The sequence below is a fragment of the Nonomuraea sp. SYSU D8015 genome (assembly GCF_008065375.1).
In the GTDB taxonomy this organism is placed as follows: domain Bacteria; phylum Actinomycetota; class Actinomycetes; order Streptosporangiales; family Streptosporangiaceae; genus Nonomuraea.
Genome location: NZ_VJYI01000003.1, coordinates 673,193 through 691,186 on the forward strand (window position 1 = coordinate 673,193; position 17,994 = coordinate 691,186).

Annotated in this window: 14 protein-coding genes; 5 read left to right on the forward strand and 9 right to left on the reverse strand. The window is 70.5% G+C overall.

Going from position 1 to position 17,994, the window contains the following annotated elements; translation table 11 throughout:
• Positions 1 to 87: 87 nt before the first annotated feature.
• On the reverse strand, positions 88 to 3,327 hold the full coding sequence (locus tag ID574_RS18465) for an MGH1-like glycoside hydrolase domain-containing protein (RefSeq protein ID WP_188190108.1): 3,240 nt from the start codon (positions 3,325 to 3,327) through the stop codon (positions 88 to 90).
• Positions 3,324 to 4,712: a glycoside hydrolase family 43 protein gene (locus ID574_RS18470; RefSeq protein ID WP_188190109.1), complete on the reverse strand. Its 1,389-nt coding sequence runs from the start codon at positions 4,710 to 4,712 to the stop codon at positions 3,324 to 3,326. Before ID574_RS18470 ends, ID574_RS18465 begins: the two co-directional genes overlap by 4 nt.
• 378 nt (positions 4,713 to 5,090) lie before the next feature.
• Between ID574_RS18470 and ID574_RS18475 the strand changes: the two genes are divergently transcribed.
• Complete coding sequence (locus tag ID574_RS18475) at positions 5,091 to 6,308, forward strand: PP2C family protein-serine/threonine phosphatase (RefSeq protein ID WP_223166825.1); 1,218 nt, start codon at positions 5,091 to 5,093, stop codon at positions 6,306 to 6,308.
• 118 nt (positions 6,309 to 6,426) lie between these two features.
• Positions 6,427 to 7,296, forward strand: coding sequence for a dioxygenase family protein (locus ID574_RS18480; RefSeq protein WP_188190110.1), 870 nt, complete (start codon positions 6,427 to 6,429; stop codon positions 7,294 to 7,296).
• Here ID574_RS18480 and ID574_RS18485 read toward each other — a convergent pair.
• Both ID574_RS18485 and ID574_RS18490 read right to left on the reverse strand, forming a co-directional pair.
• The gene (locus ID574_RS18485) at positions 7,293 to 9,263 is read right to left on the reverse strand and encodes an elongation factor G (protein ID WP_188190111.1); all 1,971 of its coding nucleotides are present in this window, start codon (positions 9,261 to 9,263) and stop codon (positions 7,293 to 7,295) included. The two genes, ID574_RS18480 and ID574_RS18485, sit on opposite strands and share 4 nt — an antisense overlap.
• A gap of 133 nt (positions 9,264 to 9,396) precedes the next feature.
• Positions 9,397 to 10,230, reverse strand: a complete 834-nt coding sequence (locus ID574_RS18490; protein ID WP_188190112.1) for an NAD(P)H-binding protein — start codon at positions 10,228 to 10,230, stop codon at positions 9,397 to 9,399.
• 74 nt (positions 10,231 to 10,304) lie between these two features.
• Between ID574_RS18490 and ID574_RS18495 the strand changes: the two genes are divergently transcribed.
• From ID574_RS18495 to ID574_RS18505, 3 genes are all read left to right on the forward strand, one after another.
• Positions 10,305 to 11,252, forward strand: a complete 948-nt coding sequence (locus ID574_RS18495; RefSeq protein ID WP_188190113.1) for an AraC family transcriptional regulator — start codon at positions 10,305 to 10,307, stop codon at positions 11,250 to 11,252.
• Between the two features lie 95 nt (positions 11,253 to 11,347).
• On the forward strand, positions 11,348 to 11,965 hold the full coding sequence (locus ID574_RS18500; RefSeq protein WP_188190114.1) for a TetR/AcrR family transcriptional regulator: 618 nt from the start codon (positions 11,348 to 11,350) through the stop codon (positions 11,963 to 11,965).
• Positions 11,962 to 13,137: an FAD-dependent monooxygenase gene (locus ID574_RS18505; protein ID WP_188190115.1), complete on the forward strand. Its 1,176-nt coding sequence runs from the start codon at positions 11,962 to 11,964 to the stop codon at positions 13,135 to 13,137. The genes ID574_RS18500 and ID574_RS18505 overlap by 4 nt, the downstream gene beginning before the upstream one ends.
• On the opposite strand, the gene ID574_RS18510 is transcribed toward ID574_RS18505, so the two are convergent.
• From ID574_RS18510 to ID574_RS18530, 5 genes are read right to left on the reverse strand one after another with little or no spacing between them, the layout of a single operon-like run.
• The gene (locus tag ID574_RS18510) at positions 13,103 to 13,531 is read right to left on the reverse strand and encodes an SRPBCC domain-containing protein (RefSeq protein WP_188190116.1); all 429 of its coding nucleotides are present in this window, start codon (positions 13,529 to 13,531) and stop codon (positions 13,103 to 13,105) included. The genes ID574_RS18505 and ID574_RS18510 overlap by 35 nt on opposite strands.
• A 56-nt stretch (positions 13,532 to 13,587) precedes the next feature.
• Positions 13,588 to 14,622 (reverse strand): phosphotransferase family protein, encoded by a 1,035-nt coding sequence (locus ID574_RS18515; RefSeq protein ID WP_188190117.1) that lies wholly within the window; start codon positions 14,620 to 14,622, stop codon positions 13,588 to 13,590.
• On the reverse strand, positions 14,600 to 14,740 hold the full coding sequence (locus ID574_RS18520; RefSeq protein WP_188190118.1) for a hypothetical protein: 141 nt from the start codon (positions 14,738 to 14,740) through the stop codon (positions 14,600 to 14,602). Before ID574_RS18520 ends, ID574_RS18515 begins: the two co-directional genes overlap by 23 nt.
• 51 nt (positions 14,741 to 14,791) lie before the next feature.
• A complete protein-coding gene (locus tag ID574_RS18525) occupies positions 14,792 to 17,269 on the reverse strand; it encodes a PEP/pyruvate-binding domain-containing protein (protein ID WP_188190119.1) in 2,478 nt (825 codons plus the stop codon).
• Positions 17,266 to 17,988, reverse strand: a complete 723-nt coding sequence (locus tag ID574_RS18530; protein WP_188190120.1) for a TetR/AcrR family transcriptional regulator — start codon at positions 17,986 to 17,988, stop codon at positions 17,266 to 17,268. Before ID574_RS18530 ends, ID574_RS18525 begins: the two co-directional genes overlap by 4 nt.
• Positions 17,989 to 17,994: the final 6 nt, after the last annotated feature.

A 17,994-nucleotide genomic window follows, 5' to 3' on the forward strand; every position in this document is an offset into this window, starting at 1 on the left:
ATTCCGCCGGGGTACATCACGGGAAGTGAGAAAGTGCCTACTCGATACCGGGGAAAGGGGCGCGCCCCGTGGACGCGCCCCCGCGGCTCACGTCCCGTAGGCCTTGACCTCAAGAAGGCCGACGGAGCTGCTGCCGTTGCCGGTGAGCAGCACCCGCAGGCGGGTGGTGTTCGTGGCGGTGAAGGTGACGTTGTTGTAGGCGTTCTTCGTCAGCGTGTACGCCGACGCGCCCGGCACGTCCACGTACGCGCTGCCGTTCCAGTACTGCAGCTTCCACGACGCCGGCATGTCGATCCCCTGGTCGTCGTCGAAGAAGTACACCTCGGCCCGGTTGAGCGTGCGGGCCGAGGACCAGGTCAGGTCCACCCACTGCTGCCCGGTCTCCGGCCAGCAGCCCCAGCGCGGGTTCACGGTGTCGTTCGACGACGGCGGGTCGATCCCGTCGTTGACGGCCGCGACGCTCTCCCACGACGAGGTGTACGACGCCGACGGCGTGGCCTGCAGCGCGAGGTTGGGGTTGGGTTCCGGCTGGACCCCGCCCCGGTTGAAGACCTTGATCTCGGTGAGCCCGGTCCTGGCCCCTGAGGCGGCGGTGGTCAGCACCCGCATCCGCTGCGCGCTGACGGCGGAGAACTGCACCACGTTGTAGTTGGCCCGCGGCGCGGCCGGGGTCTTGGCCTGGCCGGGCACGTCCACCCAGGCGCTGCCGTTGTGGTACTGGATGGTGTAGGAGGCCGGGGCCCGGTAGGTGGAGCTGGCCGGGCGGCTGTCCTTGAAGTAGAGCCGAACCTCGTTGAACGTGCGGGACGCGCCGAAGTTCAGCTCGTACCAGTCCTGGCCGGCGGTGGTGCCGCCCCAGAACGGCTCATTGATCGGGAACCCGTCCTTCGCCCCCGCCGTGGAGCTGCCGGAGGCGGTGGTGGAGGCGGTGGGGGTGGCGTCGGCGGCGAGGTTCGTCAGGTTGGCGGTCAGGTCGACGCCGGCCTTGGCGAGCAGGTCGACCATGCGGGCGCTGCTGTGGTTCACCTGCGTGGGCGACTGGAGGCCGGGGACGGCGACGTTGTGCGTGACGGTGCCGCTGGTGGTGACGGCGCCGGTGGCCGGGTCCCACGTGAACGGCACCAGCGACGACACGGTGGCCGCCCGGTTGCCGTTGATGTAGATCGAGTAGCCCTCGGGCACGCCGGGGTAGCGGACGACGCCGTCGGCGGGGTCGTCCCAGACGATGGTCAGGTCGGCGTTGCGGTAGCGCAGGTTGTTGACGGTGAAGTGGGTCCAGCCGATGTTGATCGGCGAGAGCTCCACCTTGGCGTCGTTGCGCGGTCGCAGCCCGGCGACGTCCTCGATGACCGTCCAGTTGCTGCTGCCCAGGATGTTGTGGTGGATCCAGGAGCGGTAGGTGATCGAGGAGCCGTTCCAGTCGGCCCAGAACTCGTTGGCGTCCGGCCACTGCGTGTTGCCGTTGACGTACTGCGCCCAGGCGTTCCAGTAGAGCAGCTTCTTGTACCAGGTCGTGTCGATCCACTCGTTGGAGTAGTTCCGCAGCACCGAGGAGAGCAGTCGGAACTGCACGGTGGAGTTGATCGTGGAGAAGTTGTTGCTGCCGGTGCCCGAGGCCGCCTTGTCGGCCTGGTTGGCGGTGTAGAAGGGGAAGATCGGATACTGCGCCGGGTCGTCGAAGAGGCGCAGGGCCTGCTTGTAGGTGGCGGTGTTGGGAATCGCGCCGACGGCGAACGGGTAGTAGTTGTTGATCTCCTTCCACGGCACCCATTCGTTGGTGGACTTCAGCCGGTGCTCGAACAGCTGCCTGCCGGGGTTCCACAGCACGTTGACGATGGCGTTCTGGATCTGCGTGGCGAGCGTGCGCATCTCGTTCGCCTTGGCGGTGTTGCCGATGGCCTCGTACGCCTGCGCTGCGGCCAGCGCCCCGCTGTACTGGTAGGCGGCCTCGGCTCGGTCCATGCGCCCCGGCTTCCAGTGGAAGGAGACGGCGTCGGCGTCGTTGCCGGTCAGGGCGCCCCAGTCGTACTCGATGAGCTTGTTGTCGTCAGTGTCGTAAAAATCGAGTTGGCCCTTGACGTCCTGCTCGGCGTAGCGGGCCAGGTTGGCGGCGATGGCGGGCTGGCCGCCGTGGATCTGGTAGCTCTTCCAGGCCGCCTCGCCGATGTACTGGGTGTAGCTGTTGGACCAGTTCTCGGGGTCGCCGGGATTGTCCAGGAAGCGGCCGTTCTTGGAGATCTGGCCGACGCTCAGCCAGTCACCGTAGGCGTAGATCGGGTTGCGCAGGTACTTGAGGTCGTCGATGTGCATGGGCTGCGTCAGCGCGATCGCGTTGTTGTAGCCCAGCACGCCCTCCATGGAGGTGGGGAACTGGAAGGTCTGGCCGGGGATGTCCGCGTCGAGGTGGTTGTAGCGCATCAGCCACCAGCGGTAGTAGATGTTCTTCTTGATGCCCGGCTCGGGCACGTCGGTGTAGGGCACGTTGTCGGCCCACCACTTGTTGTACGCGCGCACGTGGGTGGCGAACGCCGTGGCGGGCGTGTAGCCGGCGTAGGCGTCGTACTCGGTGCGGGAGGCCGGGATCTCGTTGGTGACGAAGCCCATGACGACCTTGACCGTCACGGTGGCCCCGGCGGCGACGGTGACGGACCTGTTGAGCCCGCCGCTGGAGACCGTGAACCCGTCGCCGGTCAGCCGGGGGAAGATCGTGGTGAGGTTGTTGTAGGCGTTGACCTGGCCGGTCAGCTCACTGCCGCTGCCTGTGGTGGCGTACGGCGAGGTGGCCCTGAGCTGCAGCGTCGTCGAGGCGGAACCGCCGTTGGTGATCGCCAGGTTGGCCACGGCGACGTTGTTCTCGGTGATGAACTTCGTCTGGTTGACGGTGATCGAGCCGCTGGTGTGGCGGCTCTTCCAGTGGCTGGGCGCCTGCCAGCGGGAGCTCACCTGCTCGGTGAAGGTGCCGGGGCTGACGGAGACGGTGAAGGCGTTGTTGTTGCTGATGCTCTCCCAGTACGCCGCCTGCCCGGCGAATCCGAGCGTGCCGGGTGTGTGGGTCTTCATGAACAGCGCCCGCCCGCGCGTCATGAGCCAGGTGCCGGCGGGGTCGTTGCCGGGGCGGGCCAGCAGCCGGTCCATCCAGAAGTCGGTGCCCGAGCTCTCGGCGTCGTAGATGGCCTGCATCATGTTGCCGGTCGTGTACGTGCCGGGGGCGGCGGGGACGGCAGGGCCGCCGAAGGTGGGGTAGCCGATGGTCTGGTCGGCCTGCGCGGGCGGGCCGGCGACGACCATGGCCGCCAGGAGTGACAGGGCTGCTAAGGCACGTCTCATGAGAAGGCCCTCCATTCGAGCACGCCGGTTGAATGGGTCGACTTGGAGGTGATGTTCAGCCGCAGCCGGGTCGTGCTGACGGGGGTGAACGTCGTGGTGTTGAAGGTGTTGGCGGCCACGCCGCAGCCCGAGGAGCCGGGCACGTTGACGTAGGCGCTGCCGTTCCAGTACTGCAGCTGGCAGGAGGCCGGCAGGTCGATGCCGAGATCGTCGTCGAACCAGTAGACCTCGGACCTGGAGATGGTCTGCGCGGTGGGCCAGCGGTATTCGAGCCACTCGGTGCCCCGGTGGTCCCAGTTGCCGTAGGCGCCGTGGCTGTGGTCGGCCGAGTTCGCCGGGGTGTAGCCGTCGTTGATCGCGGCGAGCGTCTCCCACGGCGAGACGTACGAGGTGGACGGGGTGGCACTGGCCGCCAGGTTGCCCGGCGTGGTCGGGCCGCCGGTCTGGACGACCTTCTGCATGGTGCCGTCGGCGTTGAAGTACAGCTTGTCGAGCGTCACCGATCGGCGGAAGTTGCCTCCGCCCGGAGCGCCGGCGTTGTGGTAGACCATGTACCACTGGCCCTTGAACTCGATGATCGCCGGGTGGTTCGTGGTCGAGCTCACCTGGTCGAGCACGACGCCGCGGTGCGTCCACGGGCCGAGCGGGTTGCTGGCGGTGGCGTAGCGGATGCAGGCGTAGTTGGGCTGCGAGCAGCCGGAGTCGTTGGCCGCGTAGGCGAGGTAGTAGATCCCGTTGCGCTTGAACATCCAGGGCGCCTCCCAGAAGTTCGACACGCCACTCGGGGTGATCACCGAGCCGTTGATCGAGGTCATGTTGGCGTTGAGGCGGGCGGCCCGCAGGCCCCAGTAGGAGCCCCAGTACATGTAGACCTGGCCGTCGTCGTCCCTGAACACGGTCGGGTCGATGTTGAGCGGCGAGGAGTTGGGGGTGCTGTCGCTGATCAGCGGGCCGCCGATGGCGTCACGGAACGGGCCGGTCGGGCTGTCGCCGACGGCCACGCCGATGTTCATCCAGCCGGGGCCGTTGCCGTTGATGGAGACGTACCAGTAGTACTTGCCGTCCGCGCCGCGCTCGACCTCGCTCGCCCAGGCGTCGGCGCCCGCCCAGGGGAAGCTGGAGATCGAGAGCTTGGCGCCCTGGTCGGTGAAGGTGGTGGCGTCCGTCGAGCTGAAGACGTGCCAGTCGCGCATGACGAAGTTGGTGCCGCCGGGCGGGGCCTCGTCGTGGCCGGTGTAGACGTACAGGGTGTCGCCCACGACCAGTGCGGCCGGGTCGGCCGTGTAGATCGCGGTGGTGATCGGCGGGCCCGCGAGCGCGGGATGCGCGGTGGTGAGGAGGGCGAGGAGTGCCGCGGCGAGGGCCGCTGCCCATCGTCGTCTCATGAGGGTGCCCCTTGGTGTGTTAGCGCTAACATCACTGATCCGGAACGACTCGGTCAACCTGAAAGGTTTTCGGGAACGTAAATCGGGAGGACGGGGCCTGTCAATCGCGCACTGCAACCATGTACATAAGCGCTGACCTGCATCTCCAGTCGAGCACCGCCGCTGATCAGCAAGCGAGCGTTTGGTCACGGTTTCATATCACCGAAAAGGCTTTCGACAGGAGTGGCCCTTGTCCGTCACGGACCTGTCACCCCGCCGAGCCCTCCCGCCGGGCTTGGATTCAGTCTTTAACCGGGCCCATGCCACCGTTTGAAGCGCCCGATAACGGACGGTGCGGATAATCGCCTCAAGAAACGGCGAATTGGGCGATGAATCTCGATGGACAGCCCCTACGACTTCCAACGCATGATGACCGGCCTGCTGGAGACCATTCGCAGCGCCACCCTCGAACAACTGCCTCGCAAAGTGGCCGAGTTCGCCCCCGAGGCGGGCTTGGACGAGGTGACGATCTACCTGGCCGACCTGCAGCAGAACATGCTGCGGCGGCTGGCGGCGCCGGGCGCGGCAGTGGGCCCCGACGACCCGCCGGCCGAGCTGCGCATCGACTCCACCTATGGCGGGCGCGCCTTCCGAGAAGTGCGCATCCTGCATAAACGCAATGAATCCGGGATGAGCTGCTGGTGGGTTCCGTTGATGGACGGGACCGAGCGCCTCGGAGCCCTGCGCATTCACACCAGGTTTCCCCGCGAGGACGAAACGGAGGCCGCCATTCGCCGGCTCGCCTCGCTCCTGGCGCTCATCGTCGTCAGCCGGCGTTCGTACAGCGACTGCTACGCCCGGCTCGTCCGCAGCCGGCCGATGAACGTCGCCGCCGAGATGCTCTGGCACCTGATGCCGCCGCTGACGTTCGCCAACGCAGAGGTGACGATCAGCGGCGTGATGGAGCCCGCGTACGAGATCGGCGGGGACGCCTTCGACTACTCGGTGGCCGAGCACCTCGTCCACCTGTCGATCTTCGACGCGATGGGCCACGACCTGGCGGCCGGGCTCGCGGCAAACCTCGCGATGACGGCCTGCCGCAACCACCGCCGCCAGGGCATGGACCTGGCCGGCAACAGCCAGGCGATCGAGACGCTGCTGCTCGGCGAGTTCGGCGACAGCGCGCGCTTCCTCACCGCGATCCTGGCCGACTTCGACCTGCGTACGGGGATGCTGACCTGGGTCAACCGCGGCCACCACCCCCCGGTGCTGATCCGCGGCGGACGGTGGGTCACCACACTGGAGTGCCCGCCCGCCCATCCGCTGGGGTTCGGCCTGGACCTGCCGGTCACCACCTGCCAGGAGCAGCTCCAATGCGGCGACCGGCTGCTGCTCTACACCGACGGGATCATCGAGGCGGGCGGCCGCCAGGGCACGGAGTTCGGCGTCGCGCGGTTCGTGGACTTCATCATCCGGCACTCCACGGCCGGGCTTCCGGTGCCCGAGACGCTGCGCCGGCTGATCAAGGACATCCTCGCCTACCACGAGGATCGGCTGGAGGACGACGCGACGGTCCTGCTGTTCGAGTGGCACGGGCCGCGCCTCCCGAGCGACTGATGTCACATGGTGGCGGACACGCACTCATGAGAACTTCATCCAGGACAAAGGAGACACCAAAGAAGCAACCCCTACGGTGTGGAGCACAACATCCCCCGACCACACCGAAGAGGACGCAGTGGGACACGATCACGAAGGGCAGCGCGTCAGCCGGCGCCGGCTGTTCGCAGGCATCAGCTCCATCGGGCTCGGCAGCCTCCTGGCCGCCTGCAGCGGCGACTCCGGCACGACGCAGGCCGTCACCACCTCCACCGGGGCCACCGTCACGCCGGAGGCCACCACGGCCAAGGACCTCACCGCCCTTTTCGCCGACGCCAACACCTGCACGCTGACCGCCACCACGACGCAGGGCCCCTACTACTTCGACGCCGACAAGGTCCGCAGCGACATCCGCGAGGACAGGCAGGGCACGCGGCTGCGGGTCGCCATCAAGGTGCAGGACAGCGAGACGTGCAAGCCGCTGCCCAACGCGGTGGTGGAGATCTGGCACTGCGACGCGGCCGGGCTCTACTCCGGAGCGGAGGCGGCGTCGCAGGGCCAGGGCGGCGGAAGCGCCGGCAATCCGCCGAGCGGCAATCCCCCCACCGGCGCCCCGCCGAGCCGCGGGACGGGCGGGGGCGGCGACATGGCCGACCTGACGCCCACCGACGACAAGCGCTACCTGCGCGGCGCCCAGGTCACGAACAGCGACGGCATCGTCGAGTTCACGACCATCTGGCCGGGTTGGTACCGCGGGCGCACGATCCACATCCACGCCATGGTCCACTTCAGCAACGAGCGCGTGCTGACCACGCAGATCATGTTCGACGAAACGGCGAACAGCAAGATCATGGCGATGGCGCCGTACTCGGAGCACGAGGGACGGGACACGTTCAACGACAACGACAACATCTACGAGGACAGCATGCTCATGAAGGTGACCGAGGACGGCGACGGCTACCTGGGCGCCATCGTCTTCGCCGCCGACTCCGACAAGGACGGATCCTAGACGCGCCGTACGACGTGCAGCAGGTACTCCTTCCGGTCGAGCGGATTGTGGTCGGTGCGCGGCCGCTCCGGGACCGGGCCGCGTACCTGCTGGTAGCGGTCGAAGGCGGTCTCCAGGACGCCCTCGCCGCGGGTCAGCCCCGGCAGGCGCTGTCCGAGCTCGTGCACCCTGGCCGCCGGGATCATCCCTTCGACCAGGGACGACGTCTGGGCGCGCGGGACCGCGCCGAGCCGGGCCAGCACGGGGAGCACGTCGCTGAGCGTGTCGGCGGGCAGCTCGAGCCGGAAGCGGTGCATCGGCTCGTACACTCTGGTCCCGGCCCGCTTCAGCGCGTTCATCAGCACCAGCGGCGTCAGGTTGCGGAAGTCGCCTGCCGTGCTCGACATGCTCTTGTCGAAGCCGCCGCCCATGTGGCTCTGCCGCGCGTAGTAGCCGGTGTGCGTCAGGGTGACCACGCAGTCGATCACCTGCCAGCCGTGCAGGCCCTGCAGCAGCGTCTCGTGCACGGTCTCCTCGATGGTCCGCATGAACGCGTACGGCAGCGAGCCCAGCTCCACCTCCAGCCGGAAATCCACTCCGCCGCCGGGCGGCCCCGGCTCGACGCGCAGGCCGACGGTCGCCAGGAACGGGTTGGGGTCCTTGCCGATGAGCTCGAACGCGGCGCCGGTGCCCGCGGGCCGCTCCACGCAGATCGTGGTGGTCTCGCGGAAGGTGACGTCGAGGCCGAAGTCGTCGTGCAGCGTCGCCTGGACGACCTCCTTCTGCACCTCGCCGTAGAGCGAGACGGAGATCTCCTGGCGCACGTCGTCCTGGCGCACGTTGATCAGCGGGTCCTGCTCGGCCAGCTGGGCGAGGGCGAGGTGCAGCGCGCCCCGGTCGGCGGGCCGGGCGGGGACCACGACCGTCTCCAGGGTCGGCGGCGCGAAGTACCCCTCGCAGGCGCCCTTCACCGGCTCGCCGATCGCGTCGCCGATGCGGACGTCGGCCAGGCCCCACAGGCGCGCGATCCGGCCTGCCGCGACCTCCTGGCGGCGGACGTCCGAGCCCTGCTCGAACACGCCGATCGCGGTGACCCTGCCGTCACGTCCGTCCGAGAAACGCAGCCGGTCGCGGGTGCGGATCGCGCCGGAGAACATCCGCACGTACGCGATCTTCTCGCCCGCCGGGCCGCGCTCGACCTTGAAGACGGTCCCCGAGACCGGCTCGGCAGGGTCGCCCTGGGCGGCGGGGAGCAGCTCCCGGACGCCCGCGATCAGCGCCTCCACGCCGGCGCCCGTGATGGCCGAGCCGAAGAACACCGGGTGCACCAGCGCTTGACCGGTCTGGGCCGCGAGCTCGGCGCGGAGCCTGGCGTACGTGATCGAGTCCTCGTCCTCGACGTACGCCTCCACCAGCTCGTCGCCGTGGTCGGCGAGCACGTCGACCAGCCGCGAGACGAACCCCTGGCCGCCTCCGAAGGGGGTGAACGAGGCCCCGGCCGTCCCCAGCCCGGCGACCGACCCCATGGCGACGACCGGGACGGAGAGCTTGGCGGCCAGGTCATCCAGCAGGCCGTCGTACCGCGCGCCGCGGCGGTCGATCTTGTTCACGAAGACGAGCGCAGGGATGCCGAGCCGGCGCAGTGTGCGCATGAGCACGCGGGTCTGCGCCTGCACGCCCTCGACGGCCGAGACGAGCAGAACGGCGCCGTCGAGCACGCTGAGGACCCGCTCCACCTCGGCGATGAAGTCAGGGTGGCCGGGTGTGTCGATGAGATTGACCGTGGTGTCGCCGACGGCGAAGGAGACGACGGCGGATTTGATGGTGATGCCGCGCCGGCGTTCCAGGGCGAGCGAGTCGGTCTGGGTGTTGCCGTCATCGACGCTGCCGATCTCGTCGATGACGCCGGCGGCGTGCAGCAGCCGCTCGGTCAGGCTGGTCTTGCCGGCGTCTACATGCGCCAGGATCCCCAAATTGAGCGTACGCAACGAACGTCATGTCCCTCTCGGATAGACCTGTCCTTTCGCTGGGGGGACATGAAAGTCGTCAGCATTTCCGCTCCTCTTCGCCCTCGTCTGGCGTGGCCAGCACACCAGAGCGCCCGCCGCGAGAGCAACCGAATTACCGGACAGACCACGCTCGCGACGCGGCGGCCGTCTTCACGTACGCGGCGAACGGGCGGGGGTCACGGCCCAGGGCGCGGCGTACGCCGTCGCTGACGTGGTCGCCGACGCCGTCGCGGATCCTGCCCAGCAGTTCGGCCACCAGATCGGCCGCCTCCGCCGGCACTCCCTGAGCCTCCAGCGCGGCGGTGAACTGGGATCTTTCGAGCGGCGTGTAGCGGATCGACCGCCCGCTCGCCTCGGCGATCATCTCGACGGCGGCGCGGAAGGACAGCGGTTCGGGGCCGGACAACTCGTAGATCTCGCCCGCGTGGCCGTCCCGGGTGAGCGCCGCGGTCGCGACGTCCGCGATGTCCTCGGCGTCGACGAACGCCTCCCGGCCCTCGCCGGCCGGCAACGCCAGCTCGCCGGAGAGCAGCGACTCCAGGAACATGTCCTCGCTGAAGTTCTGCGCGAACCAGGCCGCCCGCAGAATCGTCCACTCCAGGTCCGTGGCGCGCAGCGCCAGCTCGACCGGCTCCTGGTACGGGTCCGCCGCTCCGCCTGCTCCACGGGCCGACAGCAGCACCACCCTGTGGACACCGGCCTCCGACGCGGCGCCCAGGAACTCGACCACGGTGGCGGCGGGCACGGACTCGTTCATCGGGATGAGGTAGATCGCGCCTGCGCCGGCCAGGGCCGGACCCCAGGTGTCACGGTCGGCGAAGTCGAGCCTCGTCCCGCCGGAACGGGAGGCCGCGCGGAAGGGGTGGCCGAGGTGGTCGAGTCTGGCGACGACACGGCGGCCGGTCTTGCCCCGGGCGCCGAGCACGAGAATGGGTGAAACGGACATGTGGCCAGCACATCAGGTGCTACTGGAGACGATCCATGGCCAAGTGTCTTTCTCGCATGTGAGATCGTCTCGGCATGGATCTGTTGGAGGACTACCTCGCGGGAGTGCGGGCGCGTGGCGCGGTCTTTTGCCAGTCGGTCGCCGAGCCGCCGTGGGCGGTGCGGTTCAGCGACCCCGCCCCGCTGGCGCTGGGCGCGATGCTGCGCGGTGAGTCCTGGATCGTCCGTGACGAAGCGGAGCCCGTCCACGTGCGGGAGGGCGGCGTGGTGCTGGTCCGGGGCCTGCGCTTGTTCACCGTGGCCGACCGGCCGGACACCGCGCCGCAGGTCGTGATCGACGGCGCGGACAGCTGCTGGACGACGGCCGACGGCCCCCGGGACGACCTCGTGCTCGGGCCTCGTACGTACGGGTTCAGTGCGGACGGCTCCGACCTGTTCGTCACCGCCGAGTACCCGTTGCGGGGCGACGTGTCCGAGCGCCTGCTCAAGGCCCTGCCCGAGGTGGCGGTGATCCCGTCGGAGCCCGAGTTCGCGCCGCTGCTCGACCTGCTGGCCGTAGAGATCGACCGCGAGGAGCCAGGTCAGCAGGTCATCCTCGACCGGCTGCTGGACCTGCTGCTGGTGCGGGCCCTGCGGTCGTGGTTCGCGCGGCCCGACGCCGAGCCGCCGCCCGGCTACCGGGCGCTGGCCGACCCGCGGATCGGGCGGGCGCTGCGCCTGATGCACGAACGCCCCGGCCACCCGTGGACGGTCGCGGCCCTGGGCGCCGAGGTGGGGATGTCGCGGGCGGTGTTCGCGCGGCGCTTCGCCGAACTGGTCGGACAGCCGCCGCTGGTCTACCTGACGGAGTGGCGGATGGCGATCGCCGCCGACCTCCTGCGCACGCCGGGCGCCACGGTCGCCTCGGTGGCCCGGCGCGTCGGCTACGCCGACGGCTTCGCCTTCAGCAACGCCTTCAAACGCGTCCGCGGCCTGCCTCCGAGTCGCCTGGTCGGTGTCACACGGTCGCATCCGTACGACTAGCCGCGCGCATCACGGATCACGGCACCGGCCCCGGGCTGCCATCATGTAGTATTTGGACACTTGACCAAGTCGATCGTCCAAACAGGAGAGAGATCATGGCGACCACCTCCGCGTCCCGCGGCCAGGAGACCCGGCAGCGGCTGCTCGACGCGGCCGTCGCGCTCGTGCCCGAGCTCGGCTGGGGCGGCGTCACCACCCGGCTGGTCGCCGAGCGGGCCGGGGTGGCGCCCGGCGTGGTGCACTACCACTTCGCGTCGGTGACGGACCTGCTCGTCGCGGCCGGGACCGGGTTCAGCGGCGCGCTCCTCGACCAGCTGGCCAAGGAGCTCACGGCGCGGCCCACCGTCGGCGAGGGGGTGGACTGGCTGCTGGGCGAGCTGAGCCGCTACAGCGGGGCGGATCCCGCCTCGCTCCTGGTGATGGAGATGTTCCTGGCCTCGACGCGGCTGCCCGAGCTGCGCGAGCGGCTGGGTGAGCAGATCGCCGGGTTCCGGTCGTGCGTCGCGTCGTGGCTGGCCGAGCGCGGCTACCAGGGCGACGCGGCGGTCGCGGCCGCGGCGCTGGCGGCGGCCCTGGACGGGGTCATGCTGCACCGTGCGTTGGACCCCGATCTCGACCCGGCCGCGCTGGCGGGGCCGCTGCGGGCGATGTTCGGTACGACCCGCGAAGGCACGACGACTGAAGGCACGACGAGCGAAAGGACGCAACCGTGAAGGCTCTCGTCTGCGGCGCCGGCATCGCCGGTCTCACGCTGGCCTGGCACCTGGAGAGCGCCGGCTGGGAGGTGGAGCTGGTCGAGCGCGCGCCGGCGTTCCGCGACGGCGGATACATGATCGACTTCTATGGGCCCGGATTCGATGTCGCCGAGCAGATGGGGCTGTCGGCCCGGCTCGAAGCGGCCCGCTATCAGGTCGACGAGCTCAGCTACGTCGACCGCTCCGGGCGGCGGACCAGCCGGCTGAAGCTGACGTCCGGCCTGGAGCGGGTGGTCAGCCTGCCGCGCGGCGACCTGGCGCGGGCCGTCGCCGACGAGGTGCGGGCGCCCATCACGTACGGCGCCACCGTCGAGTCCGTCGAGCAGGACGCGGAAGGGGTGTCCTTGCGGCTCACCGACGGCACCTCACGCCGCGTGGACCTGCTGGCGGGCGCGGACGGGACGCGTTCGCGGGTGCGCGAGCTGGTGTTCGGCGACGTGGCGCCGCGTTATCTCGGGCACCAGGTGGCGGCGTACGTCGTGGACGACGCGGAGCTCAGCGCCCGGCTCGGCACCCGATACCGGATGCTCACCGAGCCCGGCCTCATGGCCGGCGCGTATGCGCTGCGCGGCGGCAGGATCGCCCTGCTGTTCCTGCGCCGCGAGCCGGACCCGGCACTCCCTGCGGACCCTGCCGCGGCGCTGCGCCGCCACTACGGCCACCTCGGCTGGATCCTGCCCGACGTGCTGTCGCGCTGCCCTGACCCGCCCGAGCTCTACTACGACCAGGTGACCCAGGTCGAGATGGACCGCTGGCACGCGGGCAGGGTCGTGCTCGTCGGCGACGCCTGCCAGGCGGTGTCGCTGTTCGCCGGGCACGGGGCGTCGATGGCGATGGCGGGCGCCTGGGTCCTCGCCGACGAGCTGGCCGCCGCGGGCGGGGACGTGCCTGCCGCGGCGGCGCGCTATCACGCTCGGATGGCGCCGGCCGTCGTGGAGGTCCAGCGGTTCGGCCGCCAGACCATCCAGTGGGTGGCTCCGTCGAGCAGGGGGCGGATCTTCGTGCGCGACCTGCTGCTCCGCCTGGCCGCCCTGCCGGGCGGTGACCGCCGGTTGGTCAACTCGCTCAGCCCGGGCGGCCACGAGCTGATCGCCGTCAGCCCTCGACGCGCTTCTTCAGCGCCTCGTTGAGGTTGACGAAGTTCCGCCGTGTGCCCTCGATCATCTTGCCGAGGAAGGGCACGAGCAGCCCCTTGAAGCTCTCGCTCTGCACCAGGTGCGTGCCGCCGTCCGGCGTGGCCGTGAGGGTGAACTCGTGCGTGCCGTCGAACAGCCCGGGCACGATGAAATTGCCGACCCACCTGAGTACCTTGCCCGGCTCGGCGGCCAGCACCTTGGGCTTGAAGGTCATCGGCCTGCCGTTCTCCGGGAACATGCGGAGCACGAGCCGGCTGCCCACGACCGCCTCGCCGGAGCCCTCTCTGATGAACGGGTTCCACTTCACGTACCCGGCGAAGTCGACGAGGACCGCCCACACCTCCTCCGGAGATGCCTTGATGTCGATGCCGGTGCTGATTTCGCGCATGCGTGAGCCTCATCCATGGAGTAGGGCGCCATCCCTGAATCGGGATATGAGGGTCTTTATACACACCCTTGGTTACGTCCAGCGGGTCCGGAGCCAGCCGATCGTGGCGCGGCGGGAGCGCTCCCGGCGTTCCCGCAGGCCCGGCGCGTGCGCGGGCACCGCGGCCGTCCGAGCCAGTAGCCGGCGAGCGCCACCAGCAGCGCGTCCACGCGCTCGGGCGGCGCCTGCCCGCCGAGCGGATGCGCCGTGAAGACCTCCTCCGGATCGGCGGCGCCCAGGTCGGACTCCAGCAGCAGGCAGACCAGGTCCGCCCAGGCGGGACCGACGCAGGCCCGCCCCCAGTCCACCAGGCGGGCCGTACCGTGCGCGTCGATGACGATGTTGTCGAACCTCGGGTCGAAATGCAGCAACGTGTCGCCCGTGACCAGATCCGCCCATTGCCGCTCGACGGCTGCCAGCGGGGGCAAATGATCGCGTTCCCACGCGCCGATGGGCAGAGAGGCGGCTCCGGTGGCCAGGTCGTGCCAGAGCTCGCAGCGGCCCGCCATTCGCCCGGCGACCGTGGGGAGGCCGGTGAGCGGCGCCGGGGTCAGCTCGCGGGCGCAGATCGCGAGCAGCTCCAGCGCCGCCGCCAGCTCGCCGGGGCGCCAGGGCTCGTGCGGCAGCCGGCCGGGCGCCACCTCCGAGCAGAGCAGCACCCAGCCGTCCCGTTCGCACGAGAACAGCAGCCGCGGCGCCGGCACCCCGGCCGGCAGCGCCGCGGCGACGACGGCCTGGAAGCGGTGGTCGGCGGCGAAGGGGGCGTCGGCGGGCTCGGCCTTGACGAACACCCGGCCGCCGTCGGCGAGGGCGGCCACACCTCGCACGCCGGACGGGAAACGGCGACCCTCACTCACGTCGGCGCCGGACGGGAAACGGCGACCCTCACCCGCGCCCGCGCCGGCATCGCGGCCCTCGCTCCCCCCAGCGCCGGCACGGAAACCGCCCCGCCGCTCCTCGAAGCTCATCACCGCGGCCCCCAGCCGCCGCTCCACCTCGGCCACCAGGGGTCCCGGCAGTTCGAGTCCGCTACGCCGCGGCGTCCGGCTCAACCTCCTTGTCCCTCGGGTCGTCGCCGCGCTCCAGTGCCAGCCTGGCCGCCCTGAAGCGGGCGCATCGCGCCTCGAGCTCGCGTTCGTCCTCGAGAATCCACTGTTCGATCATGGTCACCCAAGTGATCACATGCCAGGGGGCGGAGGCGACGGACTTGGCGGAGTCTTTTCACGTCAGCAACTCGACCGTGCCGCGCTCGCCGTCCACCCGGATCCGGTCGCCGTCACGCAGCCGCATGGTCGCGTTGCCGGTGCCGACCACGGCCGGGATGCCCAGCTCGCGGGCCACGATGGAGGCGTGCGACAGCGGCGCGCCCAGGTCGGTCACCACGGCGGCGGCCCGCGGGAACATCGGCGTCCAGCCCACGTTGGTCAGCGTCGTGACCAGGATCTCGCCCGGCCCGAGCCGGTCGCCCTCCTCGGGGCCGGAGATCACCCGGGCGACGCCCTCCACGACGCCGGGCGCGCCGGGGAAGCCGGTCACGGTGTCGCTCACCGGCGCGGCGCCGCCGCGCGCGTCGTAGAGGTCGGCCCGCCGGTTCGGGTCGGCGGCCCAGCGCACAGGGTCGAACCGGCCGACGATCAGCATCGGGTACGGCGGCAGCGCGGCGTACCGCTCGTAGGTGGCCCGCCGCACCGGCACCCGCTCCAGCGCCGCCCGATTCCCGTTCAGCAGCTCCAGGAGCTCCTCCAGATAGAGGTGGAACACGTCGTCGCCGCACCCGGTCAGCTCACCCGCGCGCACGGCGAACGCCCGCAGCACCCAGAACGCGCGCATGTTCTCCGAGCGCGCGCTCTCGCGGTCGCGGACGACCGCGCCCCAGCGCCGCACCCGCTCCCGCATCCTGGCCTCCTTGCCCGGGTAGCGCTGGGCGAAGCGCGCCCAGGCCGCCTCCCTGGCCTTCTCCTGCCGGGCGAGCAGCGCCTCGGTGTCGGCCCGCAGATCGCGCAGGCCGGCGAGCTGGGCGTCGATCCAGGCGGGGTCCTCGCCGGGGCGCGGGATGGACACCTCGAACTCGTGGGGGCCGCGATGTCCGTGGGCACGGGCGAACTCGTCCCTGGCGATCTCCCCGCGCGCCAGCCTCGACAAGCCCATGAGCAGACCCATGCTGGCCAGCTCGCCGCCCGCGTTGACGCCGGTGAGCATGGCCTCGGCGTCGATGTCGCCCATCAGCTTGCGCAGCTTGTCGCGGGTGTAGACGAGCGTGGAGCCGCCCTGGCGCCCCGCCGCCTCCAGCATGCGGCACGAGGTGACCACATGCGGTTTGATCTCGTCCGCCCAGAGCCGCGCCAGCTCGGGTCCGGAGCCGGTGGCGGCGATCGCGGCGCGCAGCTCCTCGCAGCGTTGCCGCGAGGTGGCGAGGAACGCGGGCATGGCCTTCAGATTCGCTCTGACCCGGCGCTGGATGCGGATCGCCATGGGCACGACCCGCTTGATGATCCCCCAGCGAGAGATCTCGAGCTTCGGCACGTCCAGCCCGGGCGGGATCTTGCCGAAGACGTTCTCGACCGCGCCGAGCCTGCTCTTCATGCCGAGCGCCTCGGCCACGGTGTACACGACGCTGAGGTTCATGTAGAAGCGGCCGCCGATGTTGCCGACCATGTCGAAGCCCGGCAGTGAGGAGGCGGACATCGCCTCGTGGATGAACAGGCGCACGAACGACCACGTCACCGGCGTCATCACGTCGGGGATCGCCTCGCCCAGGTTGCCCGCGGTCCACAGGTAGTCGCCCTTGAGGCTGTCGTTCCACTCCTCCACCGGCTGCGTCAGGCCGGTGATCGGGCGGGCCTGGACGATGGCGAACGCGCCGTCGCGCCGGACCCACTCCACGTCCATCGGCGTCCCGTAGAGCTCCTGCACCCGAGCGCCGAGCGCGGCCAGTTCCGCGGCCTCCGCCTCGTCCAGCACGGGCCGGCGGCGCAGCTCCCCGGGAACCGGCCTCTCTTCGGTGCCGGTCGGGGTGCGCACGGTCATGACCGTCTTGTCGCCGACCTCGACCCTGACCCCGGCGCCGGATACCGTGATCGTGTCCGGGGTGACCTGGCCGCCGACGACCGCCTCCCCCAGCCCCCAGGAGGCGTTGATCACCGTGGCGTCCCGGGCGCCGGTGACCGGGTCGGCGGTGAACAGGATGCCGGCCGCGTCCGCGTCCACCAGCTCCTGGACCACCACGGCCAGCGCCACGTCGTCGTGGGGGACGCCGTTCTGGTCGCGGTAGGCGACGGCGCGCGCGTTCCACAGCGAGGCCCAGCAGCGCTTGACCGCGTCCAGGAGGGCGTCGGCACGGATGTTGAGGTAGGTGTCCTGCTGGCCGGCGAACGACATCTCCGGCAGGTCCTCGGCGGTGGCCGACGAGCGCACCGCCACCGCCACGTCGTCGCCGAGCGCCCGGTACGCCCGCAGGATCTCCTCGGCGAGGTCCTCGGGCATGTCGTGGCGGGCGAACAGCGCCGCGGTGCGCTCGGGATCGCCCGGGTCGATCTCGTCGTGGAAGGCCGCCACGAAGGCGAGGTAGGCCTCGGTCGTGACGTGGAAGCCGCCGGGCACGGGCAGCCCGGCCCGGGTCAGCCGGGCCAGGGAGGCGCCCTTGCCGCCCACGGTGGCCAGGTCGGCCGCGGCGTCGTCCAGCGGGAGCACAGCCTTCATGTCGCACGCTCCTCAGAGCCCAGGGAGACCGCGAGCTTCTGCCGCGCGATCTCCAGCATGGCGTCCAGAAAGTCCAGGGTGGCCTGCGCCACGGCCTGCGCGTCCTCGTCCGGCAGCGCCCGGCCCGTGCTCATGGCCCGCTCGATGGTGTCGGTCACCAGCTCCGAGATCCGCTCGTCGGACAGCCGCACCTGCTCCGGCAACTGGTCCGGCAGCGCCACGAACCCGTACACGATGGCGCCGACCACCATCGTGTGGTCCCCTGGCTCCTTCCGCACCGCGCCGTGCGCGATCAACCGGTGGATGTAGGCGTCGAAGGCCGCGCCCATCTCCAGTCCGGTCGTGCTGCGCCGCTTCATGCGTGTGAGCTTGCCGAGCACCTCGGAGTCGCCCATGAGAACCGCCCTGAGCAGCGGCCGGCGCAGCAGCCCGCCGACGTAGCCCCCGAACAGCTCGCTCACCGTGGCCGGCGCGCTCGCCCGCATCTCCTCCACCAGATGAACGCGCTCGCGCCGCAGCAGCGCGGCGAAGAGGTCGTCGCGGGTCTTCCAGTGCAGGTAGATCGTGCCCTTGGCGACGCCCGCCCGCTTGGCCACGTCCTCGATCGTGGTCTTGTCGTAGCCCCATCGCACGATCAGCTCCGCGGCGGCGTCGAGGATCCGGTGCGCCCGCTCCAGCTGGCGCGCCGGATCCTGTGGCGGCCGTCCAACCCTGACCATCCGTCT